The following is a 20,881-nucleotide window of genomic DNA, read 5'->3' as shown; positions in this document are numbered from 1 at the left end:
GATGAGTGGGCTACGGAGATCACCTTGACCGGGACGGCGACGGCTGCGAAAAGCTGACCCCGCCCGCTCAGAACCCGCGACGGCCCGCGAACAGCGCGTGCAACAGGGGCGCGACCGACGCGATTATTAGTACGGTGCCCAGCACCGCGTCATCCGCTCGCAGTAGTACTCCGGCGATGAGCAGGGCGCCGAACAACAACGCCGACACGGTTTGCCGTGCGGTGCGCTCGAGCCGGGTGATGCGTTTCTCGAGACTCGGCGTAGCGACAGTAATGGAGCCGTCCTCGAACTGGGTGATGAGCGAATCCAGTCGCTTCGGCAGACGAACGGCAATGCCGACGGTCTCCATCGCCTGCTTCGCGAAGTCCTGCACGAGGTTGCCGCTCTCGTCGCGCAGCAGCTGCGCGGCGTAAGGCTCGACCGAGTCCCAGAGGTTGAACGCGGGGTTGAGTGCGCTGGACACCCCCGACGTGAGTGACATCGCCCGAATGATGAGCAGAAAGTTCTCGGGCAGTTGGAACGGCAGTGAGCGCACAACGTCGCCGAACTGCACCGCGAAGTCGCGGAACTCCCGCGGGTCGACCTCGCGCAACTCGGCGAATCCCATGCCGCCGAACCGGGCGAACAGGGTCGTCATCGCCCGCTCGAGCTCGCTGGTCTCGGCCGAGGGCAGCAGCACGCCGACGTCGCGCATGGCATTGACCAGGCCGCGGCCGTCACGCGACGCGGCGGCGATCAGCAGCTTGCGCAGGCCGCTGCGGGTGCTGGTGGGTACTTCGCCCATCATGCCGAAGTCGATGAAGGTCAGCTTCCACCCGCCCTCAGCATCAGGCGTTACGAAGATGTTGCCCGGGTGCGGATCGGCGTGAAAAAACCCCTTCGTGAACAGCTGGTCGAACATGACCGCCGCGAAGACCGGGGCCACCTCCACCGGGTCAATGCCCGCAGCCGCGAGGGCGTCGACATCGGTGATCTTGATCGCCGTGACGTCTTCGAGGGTGAGCACCCGGCGGGTGGTGCGTTCCCAGACCACGCTGGGCACACCCACCCGGTCGTCGTCGGTGAAGGCCTCGGCGAAGCGCACGGAGCTCGCGGCCTCGTGCAGGTAGTCGATCTCCTCGAGGCTGGTGAGCGCGAACTCCTCCACCAGCGCCGGCATGTCGACCCGCCGGGAGACCAGCTTCACGTGACTGAGCCAGCCTCCCACCTTGCGCAGGGCCGCCAGGTCGACGTCGATGATCTCGTCGATGCCCGGTCGCTGAATCTTCACGATGACCGTGTCGAGACCGGTGTCGGCGGCATCGATGGGGTTCAGCCGCGCCCGGTGCGCCTGACCGAGGGAAGCCGCGGCCACCGGCGTCTCGTCGACCATGGTGAACGCGCGCTCGAGCGGCATACCCAGCTCCGCCTCGGCGGCGGCGCGAATGGCCCCGAATGGCACGGGGGCCACCTCGTCTTGCAGTCCCTCGAGCTCCTTGGTGATCTCGGGCGGCAGCACGTCGAGGCGCGAGGACATGAACTGCCCGACCTTGATCATGAGACCGCCGAGGTCGGCCGCGAGCACGTGGAAACCCTGGGCGAAGCGTCGCATCCGCTTGGAGCGTGTGCGTTCAGCTATTTTCACCAGCCCGATGCGAGGCAGGAACAACTCGAACCACCACGTGATCGCCAGATACCAGCTGGCAAAACGCAGAATGCGGCGGTAGCGGGCGCGCATGTTGCCCGCGCCCGAAGTCGAATCGTAGCTACCTCGTCGAACCAGTGGCACCCCGTCAGTCCTGGGCGAGGATCGAGTAGAGCTTGCGACGCGCGTCGTCGAGCACCGTGACGGCCTCTTTGATCTGCTCCGGCGAGCCAGTGCGCCCGACCTGGGCGGCCGCCTGGGCGAGTTCGATTCCTGCTTTGGGCAGGGCCGCATGGCCGTGGCCAGAAGTCGACGCCGTGGCTTCCCACGGTGCGCTCGTATCGGCGTCAGCGACAGCCTCGCGACCCTCGTCGGTGAGCGAGTAGATCTTGCGACCGTTGCTCTCCTCGGCGCTGATCAGGCCTTCGTCGGCCAGCAGCTGCAGGGTCGGGTAGACCGAGCCGGCGCTGGGCTTCCAACTGCCGCCGCTGCGCTCCTCGATCTCGTGAATGATCTGGTAGCCGTGCATCGGCTGCTCGGCGAGCAGCGCGAGCACCGCGGTGCGCACCTCACCGCGGCCGGCGCGGGTGCCGGTTTGCTTCTCGAACCGCGAGCGGAACTGTTCCATGGCCTGCCAGATGCCGTCCATGTTGCCAGCGTTGAACCCGCCGGTGGGGAATGAATTGCCCATGATTTGCCTCCTCGGTATGAAGTGCTAACGATATACAGCGATAGGCCAACGATACCTAGCGATGGCCGCGAGCGATACACCCAAAACGGATGCTCAGGGCTGGCTCCCAGACAGAGCCGCAGCTTAATCTGCCGCGAGCGATCTGACGGATTAGCGCTGCACGACGACGCCGCCCTTCACGATCACAGCAATGGACGTGTCAGGGGCCGACAGCACTGTGACGTCGTCGAGCGGGTTCTCGTTCATTACCAACAAGTCCGCAAAGGCACCCGGGGCGATCACTCCGACTTGGCCCTCCATACTCATCAGTTCCGCCGCAGTTAGAGTGGCCGATCGCAAGACTTCCAACGGAGTCTGTACCTGTGCACGTATGCGAAACTCCTCGCTCTGATATTGCTGCATGTCGCCAAGCAGATCGGTCCCGAAGACTACTTTGACGCCGCCCTTGGTAGCGCGCGCAAGTGCCTCCAACCCTGCATTGAGCACGAAGTCGACTTTCTCGTGGCTCGACTCGGAGAGGCCGTTCTTAACTCCGTCAATTTTGAGGCGCTCGTAGGTGATGAGCGTCGGGACCAGATACGAGCCGGTCTCGACAAAAAGTCCCACGCTCTCGTCGTCGATATTATTGCCGTGCTCGATACAGCGCACTCCGAGCCGCAAACCTCGATTCACAGCCCGCGCGGTATAGGCGTGTCCGGTCACGTACCGGTTAGCCGCATGCGCTTCTTCCACGACCGCGCGAATCTCCTCGTCGGAGAACTGGGTCGAATCGACACGGTCGGTGGGCGATGCCACACCCCCGGACAACATGATCTTCACATGATTAGCTCCGGTGCGGAGCTGGTCTCGTGCTCCCTTGCGAACGGCGTCAACACCGTCACAGATGATACTTATTGAAGGGCAGCATTGGTGGTCGTCCTGAAATGATGAACCTCGTGCGCGCAAGTCGCCGTGGCCTCCGGTCTGGGAAAGAGCTTTGCCACCGAAAACTACCCGCGGACCAATGAACAGGCCTTCTTCCACCGCCTGAGCGAGGCCGTAGTCGGCGCCCGCGACATCCCGCACGGTCGTGAATCCACGGTGGAGCATGTCCTTCATCAGCCGTGAAGCGTGTGCGGCTGCGTAGTTGGGTGACCACGAAGCGAGCCCGCCGAGATCGGCGGTGCTGGCTAAGGTGTGCACGTGGCCATCGATGAGACCCGGCATGACGATCTTGCCCTTAGCGTCGAGTATCTCCTCATCTGGCAGCAGTTCCGCAGCGGACGAGGATTCGGCGACCTCAGTGATAAGCCCATCGCGAACCAGAATTGTGCGCTCGGCAAGAATGATTCCCTGAGCGATGTCAAGGACAGAGGCGTTGATGATGCGAAGAGAATTGTGGTGTGACATACCGTGGCTTCCATGATCGAGAATGAGTCAGAGAGAAGTATCTTGTGATCGATCATCACAGGCCGCGGCGAAAATGCAAAGTTTTTTGCAGAATTGAGGAGTTCTATGCTTCAGCTCGACACCTGGTTGGAATCCCTCATCCTGAATCGCAAAGTCAGTTCCGGCACTCGTCTCGTCGTGGCCACGATCAAGGGTGATCCAGCAGCGGCCTCATACCTTTCCGCGCAAAAGCTGGCCGATCGGTCATCCGTCAATGTGGCGACGGTGGTGCGGACCGCCCAGTTCCTCGGATTCTCCGGCTGGCCCGCCATGAAGTCCGAATTGCGCCATCGATATCTTGCAACGATGACCAGTGAAGGCTTGCTCGCCGAGCACTCTGCTCCCGCCGCAGGACTGACTCAAGCCACCATCGCCGCAGATGTGCGCAACCTCACTGTGATTGCTCGCACTATCGACAGCGAGCAGGTCAAACGCGTCGCGGGCATTATCGCAGCAGCCCGACGAACCGCAATCGTCGCTTCAGGCAGCTACGCAGCGCCCGGTATTCAACTAAGCCACATGGGCCAGACGATGGGCCACGATATCGAACTGCTGACGTCCTCCGGCACCAGCCTGGTGAACCGCATCAAACTGCTCGGCGCGGGAGATTGCTTTCTAGCCTGCAACCTGTGGCGCTCAAGCAGATTCGTATTCAGCGTCGCCGAGATCGCAAAAGCCCGCGGCGCACGCATCGTTGTTCTCGCCGATCGCCGCTCCGCACTGTCGGACCTCGCTGACGAAGCCCTCATCGTGCCGAGCGAGGGAGTGAGCTTCGTGCCCTCCATCGTCGGCGCGGTATCGGTCGTACAAGCGATTCTTGCAGAGCTGGCCACGATCAACCCGGAACAGACAACGGCAGCCCTGCGTGACGTCGAAGCCCTCTGGGCTGCTCTGGATCTTGTCGAGCCGGTCTAATCCGACCGTTTGTTACAAACCGGATCTTTTTTGCAAAGAATGTTGCATATTTAATCTCTTCTCGCCAGAATATTCAGAAACCCATGCACACTCAGGGCTGACAGAGAGTTAGATATGCAAACGACACACGTTTTCATTTTGGTGGCTTATATCGCTGTGATGATCGCGATCGGAGCGTGGTTCTCCCGAACCAAGGCGGTCAGTAATGGCGATGATTTCGTTCTTGCCGGGCGCAGCCTGCCTGCACCGGTACTCACAGGCACTCTGCTTGCCACCTTCGTCGGTTCGGGCTCCATCATCGGCGGCGCAAACTTCGTCTACAGTCACGGGCCTCTGGCAGGGTTGATCTTCTTCGGCGGAACATTCCTGGGCATCATCTGCCTGTATTTCTTAGCCACGAAGGTGCGCCGTATGTCGCACTACACAATCCCCCAGCTGCTCGAGGCTCGGTTTGGCACTGGCGTGCGCGTGATTGCCACGGTCATCGTTCTGGTCGCGTACATCGGCATTACCGCGTATCAGTTCACCGGTGCTGGCTATATCTTCAGTCTAATCACGCCCCTCAGCACGGTTCAAGGAACCATCGTGGCAGCCCTGCTGATCACATTCCTCGCGATGGGAGGCGGACTCAAATCCGTAGCATGGACGGACTTTCTCTCTGCGTTCTTTATTGCTATTGCCCTGCTCGCATCCGTTTTCTATGTCTTTATCTATGACGTAGGCGGATTCGGCAGCTACGTCAACCAGCTCGATCCCGCCTTGCGATCCATCACCGGCGGCCTGACGCCGCTGCAGATGCTGGGATATTTCCTTCCGCTCTTCCTGCTGATTCTGGGCGACCAGAATATGCACCAAAGGCTGGCAGCCGCGAAGTCAGAGCGGGCCGCTCGCACAGCGACTATCGGGTTCTTCTTCGGTGCCATACTCATCGTCGGCCCAATCATTCTGCTTGCATCCGCATCTTCGTTTCTGCAACCCGATATCGCCGCGGATATGGCTGTTCTATCGCTCGGCGCTGAGGGGTACACCCCGTCCGGAGTCGGCGGGATGCTCTTGGCGGGAGCGTTCGCGCTCATAATCACAACCGGTTCGTCATACCTACTCACGTGCTCGGGAAACATCGTGCATGATCTGGTCTTCCAATCGAAGCGCCTGAATGTTGACAAGAAGAAGGCCCTAGTGCTCGGTCGCTGGTCAGTACTGGGCATCGCGGTGCTCGCTTACGTGATGGTGCAATTCTTCCCCAGTGTTCTCGCCCTCCAGATGTATGCCTACACGATGTATGGCGTCTCAATAACGCCAGTCGTTCTGGCAGCACTCTTCTGGAAGCGCGCGACGCCCGCTGGCGCCATTGTGGGGATGCTTGCGGGTGGGCTGATGACCGTAATCTGGCAGCTCAGCAGCATGGCCGGGGAGGTAAACGCGATTGTCGTCTCCCTCCCCGTGGCCCTTATCGCGCTGGTTGGCGTCAGTCTGGCGACAAAGAAGTCGGAGCAGCTTGTCGACACTGAGCCCGAGCCCGAGAAGAGCCCGATCGCGTCAGTCTAAGTAGCCGGCATATCCAGCTCCGAGTCTTCGTCGTGGGCGCTCAGCGCACAGCCGAGCACGCGGTCGAATTCGGCCAGGCAGGCTCGTGCTGTCGGAATTTGGGCTGTTCGTCGGAACACATTCGCCGCGCTCATGACGCTCTGCAAGCAGATCGTCGATAGGCCCTAGCGCTCTACGCCGCTCAGACGCTGCGCGCGTGCGCTCGCGCCAGCATCCGCTTGGCGCGTGCGTGTCGAAAGAGCAGGAGAAAGACCACGACGGCGGCGGCACCGACGCCGGTGGCTACCCACATGTACCCGGTATTGCCGAACACGGCGAAGAGCAGCGCACCGATCGTGACCACCAGGGCCAGGAAGGCGAGGGTGAGGTAACGATCGTCGGCTCGCGCAAACGGATTCCGCACCTCGAGTGGCGGCTCGGTCACCGGCTCCCACACCACGACGAAGAACGTGGCGACGGGTCCGAGAAACAGCGAGACCACGAACCAGTTCCAGCGGGAGCGGTTCTTCTGCTCGGCCAGGCCCGCATTCACCAGCGCCAGCACGAACCAGCCGCCGCCATTGAGCCACCAGTTACCTTGCTGCGGTGCCTGATAGACGATGTCGCTCACGAAGTTGTGCATGCGTCATGCTCCCACGAATGGCGGCAGCGCGCTGATGCAATACGACCAGCGGACGCGACCTGGCCGTGCAATACAGTTCAGCGCACCACCCGATAGGTGACGTGGGTGACCAGTTCCCGCTGAACGGCGCTGACCTGTTCCAGGTTGAGGTCATCCCGCCCTGTCAACAACGGCTCGCCGGCACCCAGCACCGCCGTCGCGATATGCAGGCGCAGTTCGTCGATCGCTCCTGTGCTCGGTCTGCGCCCGTGTAAGTGGCGCGTGAAGGTTGCGGATCGAGCCCTGACCACACTCAGAATGCAGGGGCCTACTTACCTATCCCGTGCAAACAGCGTCTTTGAAGCGATCCAATTGCACCTGAATGCTCAGGGCATTACTCTTTCCCCCGAGTTGTTTGAAGGCGGCATCACTCAGTTCTCTCACTTCCAGCATGCTGGCTGTGGTCGGGTCCAGCCCTGCGATATTGTTGACCAGGATCAGAAGTGATTTCTCGTCGAGGGGCTCATCCGACGTCGAAAGATCAATCACCGTCTGGCATGAGACTGTCAACGCGTCGTCCCTCAGGGCACCCGGCTCACGCAAAGGCGCGGCCCAACGCCGCAAAATGTCATCGCTGGATTCCGCCGCTGTCGTTTGAGCCTTTACCAGCACGCTGACCTCGGACGGGCTCCGGCCCAAGGCTCTCGCCACGTCGTCGAGCAATTGCGCGCCCGTTCGCGCTCCTCCACATGCGGTAAGCACCGCCACGAGAACAACCGTCATCACCGCCCCGACCGATGTCCGCAACAGCCGCTTTCTGGGCCGCCCGGAATTGACATCCTCGTATGGTTTCATCGGATTGCCTTCCGTGATGTGGTTTGGAACGTCCTTGTTCCGGTACTGCCTGCCAGGCACGTGTGGCAGTGACATTGGCAGCACACAAGCCCAGTGTCAAGGTCACGCCCGCAGTGTTTAGCAAAAATCAGAAAGTTGCATGCTTGCCTCGCGCCGGAGCTGCACCGAACCCTCGCGATGCAGTAGCGAGCACATCCGTACGCTGTCGTCCCTCGCCGACTTTCATCTATTGGGTCAAATCGTCTTCAATCCCGGGCCCGCACGACAAGCGGTGCTGTCCACCGCCGGCAAGGCCGCACCCGAAATCGAGTCGCGATAGGGCGATGTCACGCAGTGGCCCAGGTCGAGAATCGCTGCGACCCGGCAGCAGTGACCTGAGAGAATAGAACCATCATGAAGACCCTCCTCAACATCATCTGGCTCGTGCTTTCGGGCTTCTGGCTGTTCCTCGGCTATATGCTGGCTGCCGTAATCATGTGCATTTTCATCGTGACGATCCCGTGGGGAATCGCGGCGGCGCGCATCGGCGTCTACGCGCTCTGGCCGTTCGGCAAGACCGTGGTCGACACTCCGAACGCCGGCATCGCCTCGTTGCTCGGCAATGTCGTCTGGGTGATTCTGGCTGGCTGGTGGATCGCCCTCGAGCACCTGCTCTCGGGCATCGCTCTTTGCGTGACGATCATCGGCATCCCCTTCGGCATTGCCAACTTCAAGCTGATCCCGGTCGCGCTCATGCCGCTTGGCAAGCAGATCGTCGACACGCCCTAGCAAAGCGGATGCCGCCTATCCTGCGAGCGGGAGAACCTCAGGCCGTGGCTTCTGCTTTTCGATCCACAGGTCGTATGCAGTCTGCATTCCCAGCCAGAGTTCCGCGCTCGTCCCTAGCAGCAGGCCCAGGCGCACGGCCATATCGGCGGTTACAGCGGAATGACCATGCCGAATTCGCGACAGTGTTGCACGAGTGACTCCGAGGCGCCGTGCGGCCTCCGCCAGACTCACGTCTCCGAGATAGTCTTCGAAGAGCAGCCCCGGGTGAGGCGGGTTGTGCATTGCAGCCATCTTCATTCCTTTCATTTTCGAACCGGTTCAGTGGTAGTCCACATAGTCGAGGAGCACGACGTCAACGCCCTCAAAGACAAAGGTCAGACGCCAATTTCCTGAAACCCAGATCGCGTAGTGCCCGTGCACGTCGTGACCCGATTCGCCATCCCCATAAAGGACATGTGGTCGCCACGAGCGCTCAGCGTAATCTCACGCTATACGTATAGCAAGAGCGTACGGAACAAACTAGGCTAAACACGCGACGCTCGCCCGTCTCAAATCCACTGGAGCAGGCGACAATATTGGTCAGAGAACACTGCCGCCGAAGGCGACGGCGAACCCGGCACCCTTGCTCGACAGGCCCACCAGGAGGATGCCGGCCCATTCCAGGTGGCGAGCCACACGGTCTCGGTTGCTGTTCTCACCGCGCCTGGCAATACTTCGTGGAGGGCTCGCCCGCGTGGATCAGCATGATGGGCGAGCCCTCGAATCGCCGCGTCGTGGGTTTAGGAACCCAAGCCTTCCTGCCACGTCACGAGGTTACCGAGCTTCGAGACCAGCACGTCGTCCTGAAGCCCGTGCGCCTTGGCCTGGGCCTTGCGGAGCGTCGCCGCTGCACCGGCGTGGTCGCCGGCATCCGCTGCGATCTCGGCGTCGTCCAGGTAGTTCGCCAGCTGAGCGGAGAGCTTCGTGTACTTCTGGGAGCCGTCATCCAACCCGGCCAGAACCTCGTCGACCTCACCGAACGTGACGCAGTCGCCGCCGCCGCTGACGACGCCGGCCGTCCATTCGATGCCGCCGAGAATGTGGGCGAGGAACATCGGGTCGGAGTAGTTCGCGTCGACGTGTCCAGCGCCTTCGTACCAGGAGCGTCCGCCCTCGAAGTTCTGGCACCAGGAGAGGGGGTGGTCGGCGCCCATCGCGCCGCTACCCGGGTTGTACGTTGACTCGTCGAGGGTGATCAACACGTGCACGCTGTCGCGGGGGTTGGACGTGAAGTTGTACCACTCATCGAAGAGCTCCCACGCTGCCGGCAGCATCGACGTCGACGGATGATTCGGGCTCTCGACATGCATTGTGGCCGTCTGTTGTGCCGGGTGGCCGAGGAAGCGGGCGCCGCCCCCGGTGAGCTCGCTGTACCAGGGCACGGTGTGCATCGAATCCGTCGCGGCGTGCAGACCGACAAAGCCGCCACCGCCTCGGATGTAGCCCTGGAACGCCGACAACTCCGCGTCGTCGAGGAGCCGCGGACGCAGGGGGTCGAGGTTGTTCGTAGCGTCCACCGGTGACGCGAAGATGATGGTCGCGTATTGCGAGAGGTCCTCGGCCGTGGTGAACGGAGTGGACGCCAGGGTCAGGGCGGGCTGACGCGAATCCCACACATCCACGGTGAAACCGTTCTCCTGGCCAAGCTTCGCCACCGCGAGCGTTGTGTCATCGATGTGCGAGTGTCGAAACCCGAGGGTTTCCCCGACCACCAGCACCTTGTACTCGTCGTCGTCGGCAGTTGCCGGTGCGGCGACGGCGCCGAGGCTGAGCATCAGCCCCACCGCCGCGATCCCGGTCGCCATTCGTTTCACATGCATCTTCATTGGTGTACTCCTCATTGAGTGCAACCTGACGTGGTTGCTTTCCGCCGCCGCGTAATATGTTGCGCGCAACGACATATACCTTCGTCGATAGCGTATGGGCACATCGGCGAGAAAGTCAACGCGATTGCATCAATACATGACCGCCAGTGCGACGGCGGCACCGTCCGGTGCGGGCCAGGGGCACTGACCCGCCTCGTCGATATCCCCTAGGACCTACGTAACCCGCCTGCGCAACCGCACCATTCCGCTGATCGAGCCTGTCGAGATCGCCATACGACCAACGTGACTGGGTCTGGTGCCATGGCTGACACCTGCGCGGCTCGCGCGAGCAACCGCTCGCGGGTAGTCTGGGTGAATCGATGCCTGTGCGTCAGATCAATTCCCGTTCAGCACGACTTCGGCTATCAATTTGTCGAGCCTGCGAACATCAATCTTCTTGCCGACATTGATCTTGATGTGCCCGGCGCGTGTCCACAACTCGATTTCGGCATTGAAATCAAGTGTGCCGGCATTCTCAGATGACCACATATTAATGCTGGAATACGGCAGGGAATAGAGCTCAACTTTTTTGCCGGTAATGCCCTGGGCATCGCGCACGATCAAGCGCTTAGTCGTGAAGACCGCGCTATCTCGAAATGTCTTGTAGGCCGCAATCGGCTGTTCGCCAGCTACCAGCAGTGGGTGAATATCGGCGGGGATTTCTACTTCGGCGACAAACGTCCAAGCAGTGATCGCGGCTGTTTCCATGTTGACTTTTTCACTTTCGTTTTCGACGTAAATACAGCCGTTTGCACAACCCTAGCGGTCTCCCAACTTCAGCCAGCGAAGCGGATGCCGCCCGCTCCGGCATGAAATCACGGGGAGCAGGCGGCCAGCAACCGCTCGCGACGCGGGTCAGCCGGCGACCGGCTCCGTCACCTAAGCAACCTCACCATTCCGCTGATCGAGCGCGCTGAGATCGCCATTCGACCGACACAACTTTGTCTGCGGGGAATTCTTCGGCAGAGACCTCAGCGTAGCTCGGTGGGCCGCCGCATCAGACTCCACGGTGCGCTGCCGAAGTTGCTGCACCTTAAGTGACGCGGCGAAGGCTCGTTCAAACGCGGCAGCGTCCTTCGAGCGGATGCCGTAGAGCCGGCTCACCCACTCCCCCACGTGCAGCTCGATCCGGCTCCAGAACAGGCCGCGGGTGACGGCGACAATCTCGACGTCCTCGACCGCGGTCACGATATCGACGCCGCCCAGGGTGACCGTGATGCTGTCGCCGTGGAGTGCGAGTTTCCAGTCGCCGGAGCTGGTGAGGACCTTGCCCCAGGCGGATGGCTGCCAAGTCGGCGGCATGCTGACTGTCCTCTCGCTAGCTCGACGCGTTCGATCCCGTTGCAGGGTGAACGGCTGAATGGTCGTGCATTCCAACAATCGTCCTGAATACGCGGGGCGGGCTTCAATCCGCACTCCGCACTCTAGCCAACACGTAGCCGACCCGCGGCCCTCGGACAGGGCTGATTTAGGGAGGTTCTGGCGCATCAGAGCGCCTCGGCTTCGTGGGTGGAGAGCTGCCGGTCGAGCAGACAGCGGTCGAGCAGCGCTAGGTAGTCCTACTTTGACGTCGAAGGCGGCGTTGTGGGCCACGATAACGCAGCCGTCGAGCAGCACCACGCGCTACTCGTACACGTCCCGGCGATGGCCGACGGTGACCACGACCACCACAAGGATGTCGTTGCGGATGGTGTAGATAATCCGATAGCTGCCCACGCGCACCCGATAGCCGTCCCGTCCCTGCAACGCTCTCGCCCCGGGCGGCCGAGGGTCTTCGCCCAGCAGGGCGATGGCGCCTTGTACCCGACCGCGGTCCTGCGGATCAATGCGACGCAACGCTTTGACCGCTGCCGGGCGCAATTCGATCCGGTATTTGCTCACATCCAGCCGAGATCCGCTTTGACCTGCTCCCAGGGAATGTTGTCGCCCTCGTCGGCCATCGCCACATCAAACGCCCCGACATCCTCAGCATCCTCAAGCGCTTCTTGCATGCGCGCGTACTGCTCGGGGCTCACCAGCACAGCAGCGACTTTTCCGCGACGCTCCAAGAAGACGGCCTCTGAGCTGGCCTGGGCAATCAACTCTGGTAGGCGCGCCCTGGCGTCGGTGACGCTTGACTTCGACATGCCTCAAATGTACATCAGTGTGATCGCGATGTACATGTGCAGTGCAGATCTGCAGCCGGGCGCACGGTGCTCCGTCGGGTGGCCACGAACTCAGGTTCTGGTTCGCCCTCATAGCCATCCGGCTGCTGCGGATGATGTCTGTCGGATGATGGGTGCGCGATGGTGGGCGCCGGTCAAGCCGAGGGGGCCCGCCAAAGGCCCTAAATCGGTCATGGCGAGCCTCCCGTTCGCGGCGATCGCCGTCCTCGGGCGACCACTCGACCAGCCCTAGCAGCTAGGGCCCCGAGCTTTGCTAGGGCTTCTCGACCTTTTTGCCCCTCGCCGGCTTCGGCGATGTCTCAGCCGGTCGGATGGGCGCCTCCGGGGCCGGCATCATGGAGCTGTACCGCTCTTCGTCGTCGAACATGCGCTTGGTCTTGCCGCGCACGTCTTTCACGTAACGCCCCATCGAGGCGCTCATGTTCGACACCGCGTCAGTACTCGCCATGAAAGTCATCGAACTGCCGGCGTCAAAGCCCAGGCGCTCCCCCGACAGCACGGCGTCTTGGTTGGCCCCGAGAAACATGAAGTCCCAGTTGTACTGCTCTTTCTGACGCGTAACCAGAGTGCGCACGGCTTCGAGGCCGAACTCCCGGCTGGAGTTCTCATCGCCGTCGGTGACGACGACGACCTGCACGGTTTCGGGGCGGGCGTGCTCGGGTAACGCCGCGAGAACCCGGCCGAAGCCGGTGACCGACTGACCGATGGCGTCGAAGAGCGCCGTAGCGCCGCGCGGCTCGAGCGAGATCGTGACGTTCTTCGGGTCGGCCAAGGAGCACTGCGTCTCAATCTCGGTGTCGAACGTGACGATATCAACGGTGAGCAGGCCGGGCTCGGCCGCCTGCTCGGCGAGCATCGTGGTGAGGCCGCCCACCATGTCATCACGGATGCCCGCCATCGAGCCGCTGCGATCGATGACCAGCAGCATGGCGGTGTAGTTCGGATCAGTCATGGTGTTCCCCTCAGAAGTTGCTCCCGGCGGGAACAAGTTGAGTGTGGCAGGAGCCACCGACATGGCTCCATGCACAGCGCAGCACAGCAGTGCGGCGGGGCTCGCGCGATAGCAAACTCCGACGCGGTGAATCGATGTCGTTCCGCGATCAGCGCAGCGGAAACGCACCGGCCAGCCGGGCCAGGGCGGCCTCCCCCACGATCGGAATTCCGTAGTCGCGGGCCTTGCGCGCCTTGCCCGAAAGGGAGTCCGGGTCGGCGGCCACGAGCAGCGTGACCTTCTTGGTCACGGCACTCTTCGGGGCGAAGCCGCGGGCCAGCAGCTCGGATTCCCAGTCGCTGCGGGGCCGCATCATCTCGCCGGTCAGCACCACGAGATCGCCCAGGTGCAGTTCGAAGTGAGCGCTGGCCACCACCACGGATGTCGGCTCCGGCTGATCGAGTGCGGCGCCCCGGGCAGCCGCTGAAATGTCGAGCAGGTTGGCGACGTCGACGAGGTCAGCCATCTCATCCGTTGTGAGCACGCCGTCGGCCCAGGCGATGCGGGCGAGCGCGGCGAAATACTCGCCGTGCAGCAGCTCGCAGCGGTGGCGGCTGAGGCCGAGCTCCTCGGCAAGCTGCACGAGCGCCTGCGCTTCGTGCACCGAGAGCTTTCGATCGAGCAGGCAACGATCGAGCAGGGCGAGGTAGTCCTGGTGTTCGGCCGGCCCGGTAATTTCGGGCAGGCGCACACTGATGCGTTCCAGAAAAGCGGATGCCGTCTGCTCGGTCGCAAATTCCGGCCGCGCGTACCACGGGCGCTCCGGCACCGGCAGGGTCGGCCAGCGGTAGGCGGCAGCGCGATCCAGGGCGTCGGCCCACAAGACAGAGTTGGCAGCGCCGCTGATGTAGTTGCTGAGTAGTTGGGCGGTGGCGTAGGTGTCGACCGAGGCCCGGTGGGCGCCGATGAGATCGATGTCGTAGGCGGCGCAGCAGTCGGCGAGCGAGCGACCGGTTCCGGGCAGAAAGTCGCGGGCCAGTTGCATGGTGCAAAGGCTGATCACCGGTTCGGTGACGGGGTAGCCGGCCCGGGCAAGTTCGGCGAGCAGAAACCGCAGGTCGAAGGCGGCGTTGTGGGCGACGACGACGCGGCCGTCGAGTAGCGCCACGAGCTGTGGGGCGACCTCGGCGAAGATGGGTGCGTTCATGACGTCGGCGGCGCGCACGCGGTGGATGTCCTGGCGCCCGAGGTCACGCCCGGGGTTGATGAGCGTCTCCCACTGGCCTTCGATCTGTCCGTCGCCGCTGACGTGGGCGACAGCCACTTCGATGACCCGGTGGTTGCCGCCTGCGAAAAGTCCGGTGGTCTCAAAGTCGATGACGGCGAAACCGGGCATGGTGCTCCTGAACTGATTGGGGTGATCCTTTGACTGTAGCGAGGGGGTAGACGCGGGCGCGGCCCGCGGATGCGGGGTGTCAGCGGTTGCGACAGTGAAGCCGTCTAGCCCAGGCTCACCCGGTGGGCCGCCGCATCAGACTCCGCGGTGTGCTTCCGAAGTTGCAGCGCCTGAAGTGACGCGGCGAAGGCTTGTTCAAACCCGGCAGCATCCTTCAAGCGGATGCCATAGAGCCGACTCACCCACTCCCCCACGTGCAGCTCGATCCGGCTCCAGAGCAGGCCGCGGGTGACGGTGAGAATCTCGATGTCCTCGACCGCGGTCACGATAGGGATGCCGCCGAGGGTGACCGTGAGGGTGTTGCCGTGGAGTGCGAGCTTCCAGTCGCCGGAGCTGGTGAGAGCCTTGCCCCAGGCCGATGGCTGCCAAGTCGGCGGCATGCTGGCTGTCCTCTCGCTAGCTCGACGCGTTCGATCCGGTTGCAGGACGCGGCTGAATGGCCGTGCATTCCAACAATCGTCCTGAATACGCGAGGCGGGCTTCAACCCGCACTTCGCACTCTAGTTAACACGTACCCGGTCCGCGGCCCTCGGACAGAACCCATTTCGGGGAGGTTTTGGCGAACCAAAGAGCCACGGCCTCGATCCCCGCAGACAGGCCCGAACCAGAGATCGCTATACGACCAACGCAACCCTCCATGCGCGACCCCACCATTCCACGGATCGCGTTTGTCGAGATCACCAGACGACCGTTGTGATTTTGTCGACGGGCAATGCGTCAACAATGGCGTGATGTCAGAGGTTACGGCGGTACGGCGTTGACGGCTTGCGGTACCCGCCGACCGGCCTCACGAACGGCACCGTCGGGCTGCCATCTTTGTTCGTTTGCATGGAACGACGAGGTCTCTCATTCGTCGCCCATGATCCGGGTGGCACTATGCTTTCAATGATCAAAATCGTGCCACCGAACTCAGCCCGCGTTAGGCATCTTTCGGGATAATGGCTTCATCTTGCAGGTCTTCGCGTCGGACCCCGAAGCCGACACGCCCCCGGGGCGCCGATTCGTAGGGCAGCGCGAGCGACAACAGCGTGGCGACGTCGTTCGCGGACACAAGCTCGCCCAACGGAGGAAGAGCGACCCGGCTGGCTTCCGCGCGACCCGCGTCCTTCTCCTCGTCGAGCATCACGGGGTCAATCGTGAACGTCAGGAGGAGCGCACCCCGTGTCGGTGACGCCAGCCTGGCCGCCACCGGCCCCGCGTCCATTGCGTCCTTCTTTCCCGTGACATGCTCGAGCACTCCGCGATGGCGACGCTCACTGCCAGAGAATCCTGGCCTGTCAGCGCGGCGTCGACGAGCGATGAGTGGAACGGGCACTCCTTCAACTTCGCGCACGCGATCATCTCCGAGGTACGGCACTACGAGGAGCCAATCAGTCAGTGTCGATTCGCTTACCGCTTTCTCGATCATGGCGATGGTCGGAAGGAGTTGGTCTTTTGCAAGCAACTCAAAACTCCGAAGTGCGTCGAGGACCTGAACCGTCGAGAGGACACGGGTTCGTGCGGTGAATCTCGTACCGCTAACTCCCCGGAATTCTTCCGGCCTGGCATCGAGCCCTTCGAGCCACTTCGCGACGGCCTTGAAATGGGCCGCATTGCGTGACCCATCACTCCGGTAGTCGTGGGCGTTGAAGTCCTTGACCTCTCCACCTTCGCCCTCATATTTCAGGACAGCGTTGTACATTTTGTTCCGCCCAGTTGGGCGGAGCCACGGGAGCTGCTGAAAAACCATGGGCGGAACGTGAATGGGGCGCACGACGGGTTTGCCGTCTTCTCTCAGCTCGGAGAACTTGTGGAGCTGCGCCCGGAACTCTTCTTCGTCCTCGATGATGGAGGTGAAGGCATCGTAGAGGTCATAGCTTTTGTTCTGCCCGTCGAGAACGTCACGGCCGATGTACAACCGGACAAGGTCCTGATGACCCGCGCGATAGCCGAACCACCGTCCCATCTGCATGAGCGTGTCTGCCGCCGTCGCCCGCCGGCGGTAGTACGAGACGGTGAGTCCCTCCACCGTGAACCCGCGGCTGAGCTTCGCACCTCCGACCATGACTCGCCAGTAAGGCTGAGTCATAAAATCCATCGCGTTGTAGTCGCTGTCGCTCGAACCGTTCACGACGACCACGGGGTCGCCAGCAACCATGATCGCGTCGATGGTCGCACCAATGAACGTCTTCAAGTCGTCGAATCGGTCCGGCATGGGGAGGCCATTCCAGGCCGCTCGAGAATTGTGGACAACCAGAAAGTCCGACATGTACAACGAACGAAGTCTCGCGAGACCCGATGGCGTCGAATACCCGGCCTGCTCCCATACGGAGCGGAACGCACCAGCGAGGTCGGCATGCTCCGCGACCCGCACCGATTCATGCACCAGCATGGTGTGATGGCGGAAGGTCAGGGTTTCGTCGTTGGCCTGGCGCCATTTCTTTATGGCTCCAGTCAAGACGAAGGCGTCCAGGGCATCTCGAATCTCCGCCCGCTCGCTCTCGTCGTCGGCGGCTCGAAGATCACGAACGTGTGCCGCCTCGTTCGAGAACGCGGGGTCGCCCCGCTCGTAGTCCTCTAGCCCGCCGAGGTCATGAAACTTTGTGCCACCCATGTACTCGCTGGACGGAGTGAGACTGACGATGAAGTCCTTTGGAAAGATGTCCTGGGAATCGTCAGGAGAGATGAACACATTCGCGAACGGCGTGGCCGTGTAACCGATGTACTGCGCCCTCGGCATCTTGCTGAGGAGATCATTGATGAGAGCGTTGATTGCGCTGCGCTTCTTCTGGTCCTTTTTGGCCTGTTTACTGTTCGGGTTGATCGTGTTGACAGAGGCTTGGTCCGCCTCATCATCGATGATGAGCACAGGGATCTCCCTGAGGTCGGCGCGAACGTCCTGCAGGTCACGGAGCAGGTTTTTGAGAGCCGTCGTGTTTTTCTTGACGACCGCAAGTCGAGCGTCAACGGAGTAGATGTTCTCCAGATCATAAACGGGCTTGGCCGGGTTACGCAGCTCACCCGTCCGACGGAAGTCGAGCGCGTCGAGGCCTGCCTTGAGCTGGCGGTAGTCCTTCCCAAGGAAGGTCAGTCGTTTGATGGCCGGAATATCCAGGGAGGAGTGAATGTCTATTCCATGGCGGAGAAATTTCCCGGCAACCCAATCGGCGTCGTCATTACCGATGTAGTCGACATTCCGAATGGCGTCTGCATCCTTGCGATCACGACCTTCGAGAATGTTCTCTTCACCGACCAGCTCCATGTCCAAGCGTCGCTGAGTCTGGCCACGAAGGAGCTCGATCGTGCCTGTGAGCACGATCACCAATCGATAGCCCGAATCGATCGCCTTCGCAATGATTCCAGTGAAGTTGGCGGTCTTCCCGCTCTGAACGTGCCCAACGACGAGCCCCTTCGTGGGGTACGAAGCATCGCCGGCCGGATCAGCAAGCCTCCCGACTACATCGACAGCAGACTTATTGAGCGCCGCGATGGCCTCCGGGTCCCAATTCTTCGCCTCCAACACACCGCGATAGGCACGCCAATAGAAGTCATGTTCTCTACGCCGATCCTCGTCATACCATGGCTCCCAGTCGCCGGGGTCGGCAATCATCGTGTCGCGCTTCGCGATGCTCGGGTAGGCCTCGTCCAATCGCGCGCGCGCCTCGCCGCTCAATTCGAGGAGATCGAAGATACGGATGCGCCGCTCAGAAGTCCAAGGATCTGTCGCGGCCGCCCAGGCAACTCCCGTGTCGGCGTCCCACTGGGAAATGGCCATATGCATCGACTTTCGCGGTTCCCCCCCCAGATCCGGTGCGGTCACCAGATTGATCAGTTCAGCCTCCGTCAGGGACAGGCCGGTCTTCCGGAGACGGAACGTGACGAACTCCAGCAACGCCTCCGGCCCTGTGTCGCGTATCGCAATAAGTGTGTCGCGTACGGCATTGACGGCCGCGGCGGAATCATTCATTCGGAGCCTCACAGAGATTGTCCAAGGGTGCGGGTGCTAGCGAGTGTGACAAGTGGGTCACGTCCACACGATATGAGACGCCACAGACAAGCACTCGTTGGGGAACCACGGCAGCAAGTCGTTCCGTCGTGATGGCGGGAAATTCTTCATCGACGAGATACGCGCGCGGCACAGAACGCGCCTGATACCGGACCCGATAGAGGTCGGCATCAACTTCTTGCCAGCCCAGGTCTCTGACGGCTTTATCGAAAGCGTCCAGCCGACCATCGAGCATCAGACGGGTATCCCTGATGAGGTCGGCGAGGGTGAATGCCTCCTTGGCATGCCCGGCACGAGTCACTTGCACGGAGAGGAGATAGAGGGGCCGACCGGGGACGGGCTCAAGCTGAGTGTCGCTGCCGATCCTGTGCGAACGCGCCTCAGACCGTGTCGTCTTCACTTCCGCATCGAAGTGTTCGAATCCGAAGTCGTGTTCCTCGGCGAGCGGGCCGAGCCAGGCTTCGACGGCGGCGTGCTCACCCTGCACCTCGATGACGTGCTTCAGCACGAGCAGTTCACCGATCAGCCCGACGACTTTCTCATCGGTGAGTTTCGTCCGATTCGACAGAAGATCCTTGAGTCCTGAGAGCGACTCGGAAACGGCGTGCCGAAATGATGCCCCGTTTCGAAGTTCGTCAACGATGGACTCGATGAGCACGTACGCCTCGTAGTGCATGTCGATCGCATCGACGGTGAAACGATAGCGTTCGCCCGCTCCCGCAAACCGAATCCGACTACAACTGAGCCGCTCGTATGCGGCGACGTCCGGCTCAGCACCGATGACGGGGCAGATGAGTCGCAACTCTTGCTTCGCTGGGTCGATCTCGAGCTGGGCGCGAGGATTCTCGCTCAGTCGAAAGGCCGTGGGCACACCCAGACGAAAATACTGCTCGACTGTCTCCGGGTCAAGATGCCCCGGTGCAGTGACAGGTTCTTCAGCCAATATCGTCCCCTAAATTTTTACGTCGCGCCCTTGCACGCGCACTCATAGCCTGGAGATCGATCTCGTCATGTCGCGCCGACCGCCATACGTGCAGCGTCGGAAGGTCCCGGCACCGAATGAGCGGGCGGACTCTTTATTGATTGCCTCACGCGGCAGAGCCACCTCGGTGAGTTTGCGTTTCGCAATGCGTGTCCCCCCGCAGTTCAAAAAACCATTGCTCAGCCAACATCTCACGACTGTGCCAAGTCCTTTCTATCGCACTATGTTGTAGCTGAACAAACCGAGGCGGGGCTTCGGCGATTTTGGGAGCATGTAGGCGCCTCCTGCCGGGAATCCTCTGTCAGAGTCCCCTATTGGGTTTGTAGTAGGTCGATGTCGGTGGCAGTCGATATCATCCGGTCATGACCTATGTTGCTCATGCCGCATTCACCATCCCGCATAATGCTGACGTCGAGCGTGTCGTCTCATTGGAGCCCGACCCGTCGATACTCAACGCAATAGGTCGCGGCCACACTCTCACGAGCGCGATCGCCGACATCATCGACAACAGTCTGGATGCCGGCGCTGAGCGTATCAATGTGCGTTTTCTGGTGCGTCGCGATGAGGTGGTCGGGCTCAGGATTCGTGACGATGGTCGAGGGATGAGCAGCTTCGAACTGCAGAATGCGATGACGCTCGGAAAGCGGCGTGAGTACGAGAGCAACGCGCTCGGACATTTCGGCGTCGGTTTGAAGGCAAGCTCTCTCAGTCAAGCTCGCGTGTTCACCGTCTACACGAGATGCGCTTCAGAACCGGCAGCGTCCATGCGCATGCGCCGCCCCGCAGGCTCAGGCACCTTCGACGCCGAAGTCCTCACGGCTTCCGCCTCCAGGAACGGCTTCGAGTTCGACCAGCGGGTGGATCTGATGTCGACGGGCACTGTCATCGAATGGGATGGACTGGACAACGTCTCCGCATCCGGCATAGAGTCTGTTCGCCGCACGTGGCTGAACAGCACGATCACTACCGTCCGTGGCGAACTCGGCCTGACCTTTCACCGCCTGATTGCGCAGCGCCACGTGCGCATC

At 61.8% G+C, this 20,881-nt stretch carries 21 protein-coding genes and 1 pseudogene; 5 read left to right on the top strand and 17 right to left on the bottom strand.

Annotated features, from left to right (window positions below; translation table 11 throughout):
* Window positions 1–67: 67 nt before the first annotated feature.
* The 3 genes from E3T29_RS12875 to E3T29_RS12865 form a co-directional block, all read right to left on the bottom strand.
* Window positions 68–1,717, bottom strand: a complete 1,650-nt coding sequence (locus tag E3T29_RS12875; RefSeq protein ID WP_134345848.1) for an AarF/ABC1/UbiB kinase family protein — start codon at window positions 1,715–1,717, stop codon at window positions 68–70.
* Window positions 1,718–1,772: 55 nt separating this feature from the next.
* Entirely contained in the window at window positions 1,773–2,315 is a 543-nt protein-coding gene (locus tag E3T29_RS12870) for a PadR family transcriptional regulator (RefSeq protein WP_134345846.1), read from the bottom strand.
* Window positions 2,316–2,465: 150 nt separating this feature from the next.
* A complete protein-coding gene (locus tag E3T29_RS12865; protein WP_134345844.1) occupies window positions 2,466–3,704 on the bottom strand; it encodes an amidohydrolase family protein in 1,239 nt (412 codons plus the stop codon).
* Between the two features lie 177 nt (window positions 3,705–3,881).
* On the opposite strand from E3T29_RS12865, the gene E3T29_RS12860 reads away from it, so the two are divergent.
* Together E3T29_RS12860 and E3T29_RS12855 are read left to right on the top strand one after the other, a co-directional pair.
* Complete coding sequence (locus E3T29_RS12860) at window positions 3,882–4,658, top strand: MurR/RpiR family transcriptional regulator (protein ID WP_166792412.1); 777 nt, start codon at window positions 3,882–3,884, stop codon at window positions 4,656–4,658.
* 114 nt (window positions 4,659–4,772) lie between these two features.
* Window positions 4,773–6,206: a sodium:solute symporter gene (locus tag E3T29_RS12855; RefSeq protein WP_134345840.1), complete on the top strand. Its 1,434-nt coding sequence runs from the start codon at window positions 4,773–4,775 to the stop codon at window positions 6,204–6,206.
* Between the two features lie 181 nt (window positions 6,207–6,387).
* Here E3T29_RS12855 and E3T29_RS20010 read toward each other — a convergent pair whose 3' ends face one another.
* On the bottom strand, window positions 6,388–6,828 hold the full coding sequence (locus E3T29_RS20010; RefSeq protein ID WP_198417760.1) for a hypothetical protein: 441 nt from the start codon (window positions 6,826–6,828) through the stop codon (window positions 6,388–6,390).
* A 101-nt stretch (window positions 6,829–6,929) separates the two neighbouring features.
* On the opposite strand from E3T29_RS20010, the gene E3T29_RS19705 reads away from it, so the two are divergent.
* Entirely contained in the window at window positions 6,930–7,082 is a 153-nt protein-coding gene (locus E3T29_RS19705; RefSeq protein ID WP_166792411.1) for a hypothetical protein, read from the top strand.
* Window positions 7,083–7,143: 61 nt separating this feature from the next.
* Here E3T29_RS19705 and E3T29_RS12845 read toward each other — a convergent pair whose 3' ends face one another.
* Window positions 7,144–7,662, bottom strand: a complete 519-nt coding sequence (locus E3T29_RS12845) for a hypothetical protein (protein WP_134345838.1) — start codon at window positions 7,660–7,662, stop codon at window positions 7,144–7,146.
* Between the two features lie 393 nt (window positions 7,663–8,055).
* Between E3T29_RS12845 and E3T29_RS12840 the strand changes: the two genes are divergently transcribed.
* Entirely contained in the window at window positions 8,056–8,430 is a 375-nt protein-coding gene (locus tag E3T29_RS12840; RefSeq protein ID WP_134345836.1) for a YccF domain-containing protein, read from the top strand.
* Between the two features lie 15 nt (window positions 8,431–8,445).
* Here E3T29_RS12840 and E3T29_RS12835 read toward each other — a convergent pair whose 3' ends face one another.
* From E3T29_RS12835 to E3T29_RS12780, 12 genes are all read right to left on the bottom strand, one after another.
* Entirely contained in the window at window positions 8,446–8,712 is a 267-nt protein-coding gene (locus tag E3T29_RS12835) for a HigA family addiction module antitoxin (protein ID WP_241987820.1), read from the bottom strand.
* Window positions 8,713–8,748: 36 nt separating this feature from the next.
* Complete coding sequence (locus E3T29_RS20560; RefSeq protein WP_134345835.1) at window positions 8,749–8,850, bottom strand: type II toxin-antitoxin system RelE/ParE family toxin; 102 nt, start codon at window positions 8,848–8,850, stop codon at window positions 8,749–8,751.
* A gap of 359 nt (window positions 8,851–9,209) precedes the next feature.
* Window positions 9,210–10,295, bottom strand: coding sequence for a ThuA domain-containing protein (locus E3T29_RS12825; RefSeq protein ID WP_166792410.1), 1,086 nt, complete (start codon window positions 10,293–10,295; stop codon window positions 9,210–9,212).
* A 375-nt stretch (window positions 10,296–10,670) separates the two neighbouring features.
* Window positions 10,671–11,042 (bottom strand): PH domain-containing protein, encoded by a 372-nt coding sequence (locus E3T29_RS12820; protein WP_134345831.1) that lies wholly within the window; start codon window positions 11,040–11,042, stop codon window positions 10,671–10,673.
* Window positions 11,043–11,213: 171 nt separating this feature from the next.
* On the bottom strand, window positions 11,214–11,636 hold the full coding sequence (locus tag E3T29_RS12815; protein ID WP_166792409.1) for a hypothetical protein: 423 nt from the start codon (window positions 11,634–11,636) through the stop codon (window positions 11,214–11,216).
* A gap of 321 nt (window positions 11,637–11,957) precedes the next feature.
* The gene (locus E3T29_RS12810) at window positions 11,958–12,215 is read right to left on the bottom strand and encodes a type II toxin-antitoxin system RelE/ParE family toxin (RefSeq protein ID WP_092338846.1); all 258 of its coding nucleotides are present in this window, start codon (window positions 12,213–12,215) and stop codon (window positions 11,958–11,960) included.
* Complete coding sequence (locus tag E3T29_RS12805) at window positions 12,212–12,460, bottom strand: type II toxin-antitoxin system Phd/YefM family antitoxin (RefSeq protein WP_134345828.1); 249 nt, start codon at window positions 12,458–12,460, stop codon at window positions 12,212–12,214. The genes E3T29_RS12810 and E3T29_RS12805 overlap by 4 nt, the downstream gene beginning before the upstream one ends.
* Window positions 12,461–12,752: 292 nt before the next feature.
* Window positions 12,753–13,451 carry a vWA domain-containing protein gene (locus tag E3T29_RS12800; RefSeq protein ID WP_104089779.1) on the bottom strand — a complete coding sequence of 233 codons (699 nt, stop codon included), beginning with the start codon at window positions 13,449–13,451 and terminating at the stop codon, window positions 12,753–12,755.
* A 148-nt stretch (window positions 13,452–13,599) separates the two neighbouring features.
* Complete coding sequence (locus tag E3T29_RS12795) at window positions 13,600–14,826, bottom strand: exonuclease domain-containing protein (RefSeq protein WP_134345826.1); 1,227 nt, start codon at window positions 14,824–14,826, stop codon at window positions 13,600–13,602.
* 104 nt (window positions 14,827–14,930) lie between these two features.
* Entirely contained in the window at window positions 14,931–15,266 is a 336-nt protein-coding gene (locus E3T29_RS12790) for a hypothetical protein (RefSeq protein WP_134345824.1), read from the bottom strand.
* Window positions 15,267–15,805: 539 nt separating this feature from the next.
* The gene (locus E3T29_RS12785; protein WP_134345822.1) at window positions 15,806–18,832 is read right to left on the bottom strand and encodes a Z1 domain-containing protein; all 3,027 of its coding nucleotides are present in this window, start codon (window positions 18,830–18,832) and stop codon (window positions 15,806–15,808) included.
* On the bottom strand, window positions 18,825–19,814 hold the full coding sequence (locus tag E3T29_RS12780) for a PD-(D/E)XK motif protein (RefSeq protein WP_134345820.1): 990 nt from the start codon (window positions 19,812–19,814) through the stop codon (window positions 18,825–18,827). Before E3T29_RS12780 ends, E3T29_RS12785 begins: the two co-directional genes overlap by 8 nt.
* A gap of 401 nt (window positions 19,815–20,215) precedes the next feature.
* On the opposite strand from E3T29_RS12780, the pseudogene E3T29_RS20305 reads away from it, so the two are divergent.
* Window positions 20,216–20,593, top strand: a pseudogene (locus E3T29_RS20305) (ATP-binding protein); the annotation flags it as partial.
* Window positions 20,594–20,881: the final 288 nt, after the last annotated feature.

Origin of the sequence: Cryobacterium sp. TMT1-66-1 (assembly GCF_004403435.1) — a bacterium.
In the GTDB taxonomy this organism is placed as follows: Bacteria; Actinomycetota; Actinomycetes; order Actinomycetales; family Microbacteriaceae; genus Cryobacterium; species Cryobacterium flavum.
Note: the sequence above shows the minus strand (reverse complement) of the source record. Positions and strands in the feature narration are given on the sequence as shown.

What these genes read in the sequence shown, in the direction of transcription:
- E3T29_RS12835 (WP_241987820.1), bottom strand. Translation starts at nt 8,712, where the DNA reads ATGCACAACCCGCCTCACCCGGGGCTGCTCTTCGAAGACTATCTCGGA.
- E3T29_RS12855 (WP_134345840.1), top strand. Translation starts at nt 4,773, where the DNA reads ATGCAAACGACACACGTTTTCATTTTGGTGGCTTATATCGCTGTGATG.
- E3T29_RS12805 (WP_134345828.1), bottom strand. Translation starts at nt 12,460, where the DNA reads ATGTCGAAGTCAAGCGTCACCGACGCCAGGGCGCGCCTACCAGAGTTG.
- E3T29_RS12845 (WP_134345838.1), bottom strand. Translation starts at nt 7,662, where the DNA reads ATGAAACCATACGAGGATGTCAATTCCGGGCGGCCCAGAAAGCGGCTG.
- E3T29_RS12785 (WP_134345822.1), bottom strand. Translation starts at nt 18,832, where the DNA reads ATGAATGATTCCGCCGCGGCCGTCAATGCCGTACGCGACACACTTATT.
- E3T29_RS12840 (WP_134345836.1), top strand. Translation starts at nt 8,056, where the DNA reads ATGAAGACCCTCCTCAACATCATCTGGCTCGTGCTTTCGGGCTTCTGG.
- E3T29_RS12800 (WP_104089779.1), bottom strand. Translation starts at nt 13,451, where the DNA reads ATGACTGATCCGAACTACACCGCCATGCTGCTGGTCATCGATCGCAGC.
- E3T29_RS12870 (WP_134345846.1), bottom strand. Translation starts at nt 2,315, where the DNA reads ATGGGCAATTCATTCCCCACCGGCGGGTTCAACGCTGGCAACATGGAC.
- E3T29_RS12795 (WP_134345826.1), bottom strand. Translation starts at nt 14,826, where the DNA reads ATGCCCGGTTTCGCCGTCATCGACTTTGAGACCACCGGACTTTTCGCA.
- E3T29_RS20010 (WP_198417760.1), bottom strand. Translation starts at nt 6,828, where the DNA reads ATGCACAACTTCGTGAGCGACATCGTCTATCAGGCACCGCAGCAAGGT.
- E3T29_RS12790 (WP_134345824.1), bottom strand. Translation starts at nt 15,266, where the DNA reads ATGCCGCCGACTTGGCAGCCATCGGCCTGGGGCAAGGCTCTCACCAGC.
- E3T29_RS12865 (WP_134345844.1), bottom strand. Translation starts at nt 3,704, where the DNA reads ATGTCACACCACAATTCTCTTCGCATCATCAACGCCTCTGTCCTTGAC.
- E3T29_RS12820 (WP_134345831.1), bottom strand. Translation starts at nt 11,042, where the DNA reads ATGGAAACAGCCGCGATCACTGCTTGGACGTTTGTCGCCGAAGTAGAA.
- E3T29_RS12815 (WP_166792409.1), bottom strand. Translation starts at nt 11,636, where the DNA reads ATGCCGCCGACTTGGCAGCCATCCGCCTGGGGCAAGGTCCTCACCAGC.
- E3T29_RS12825 (WP_166792410.1), bottom strand. Translation starts at nt 10,295, where the DNA reads ATGAAGATGCATGTGAAACGAATGGCGACCGGGATCGCGGCGGTGGGG.
- E3T29_RS12875 (WP_134345848.1), bottom strand. Translation starts at nt 1,717, where the DNA reads ATGCGCGCCCGCTACCGCCGCATTCTGCGTTTTGCCAGCTGGTATCTG.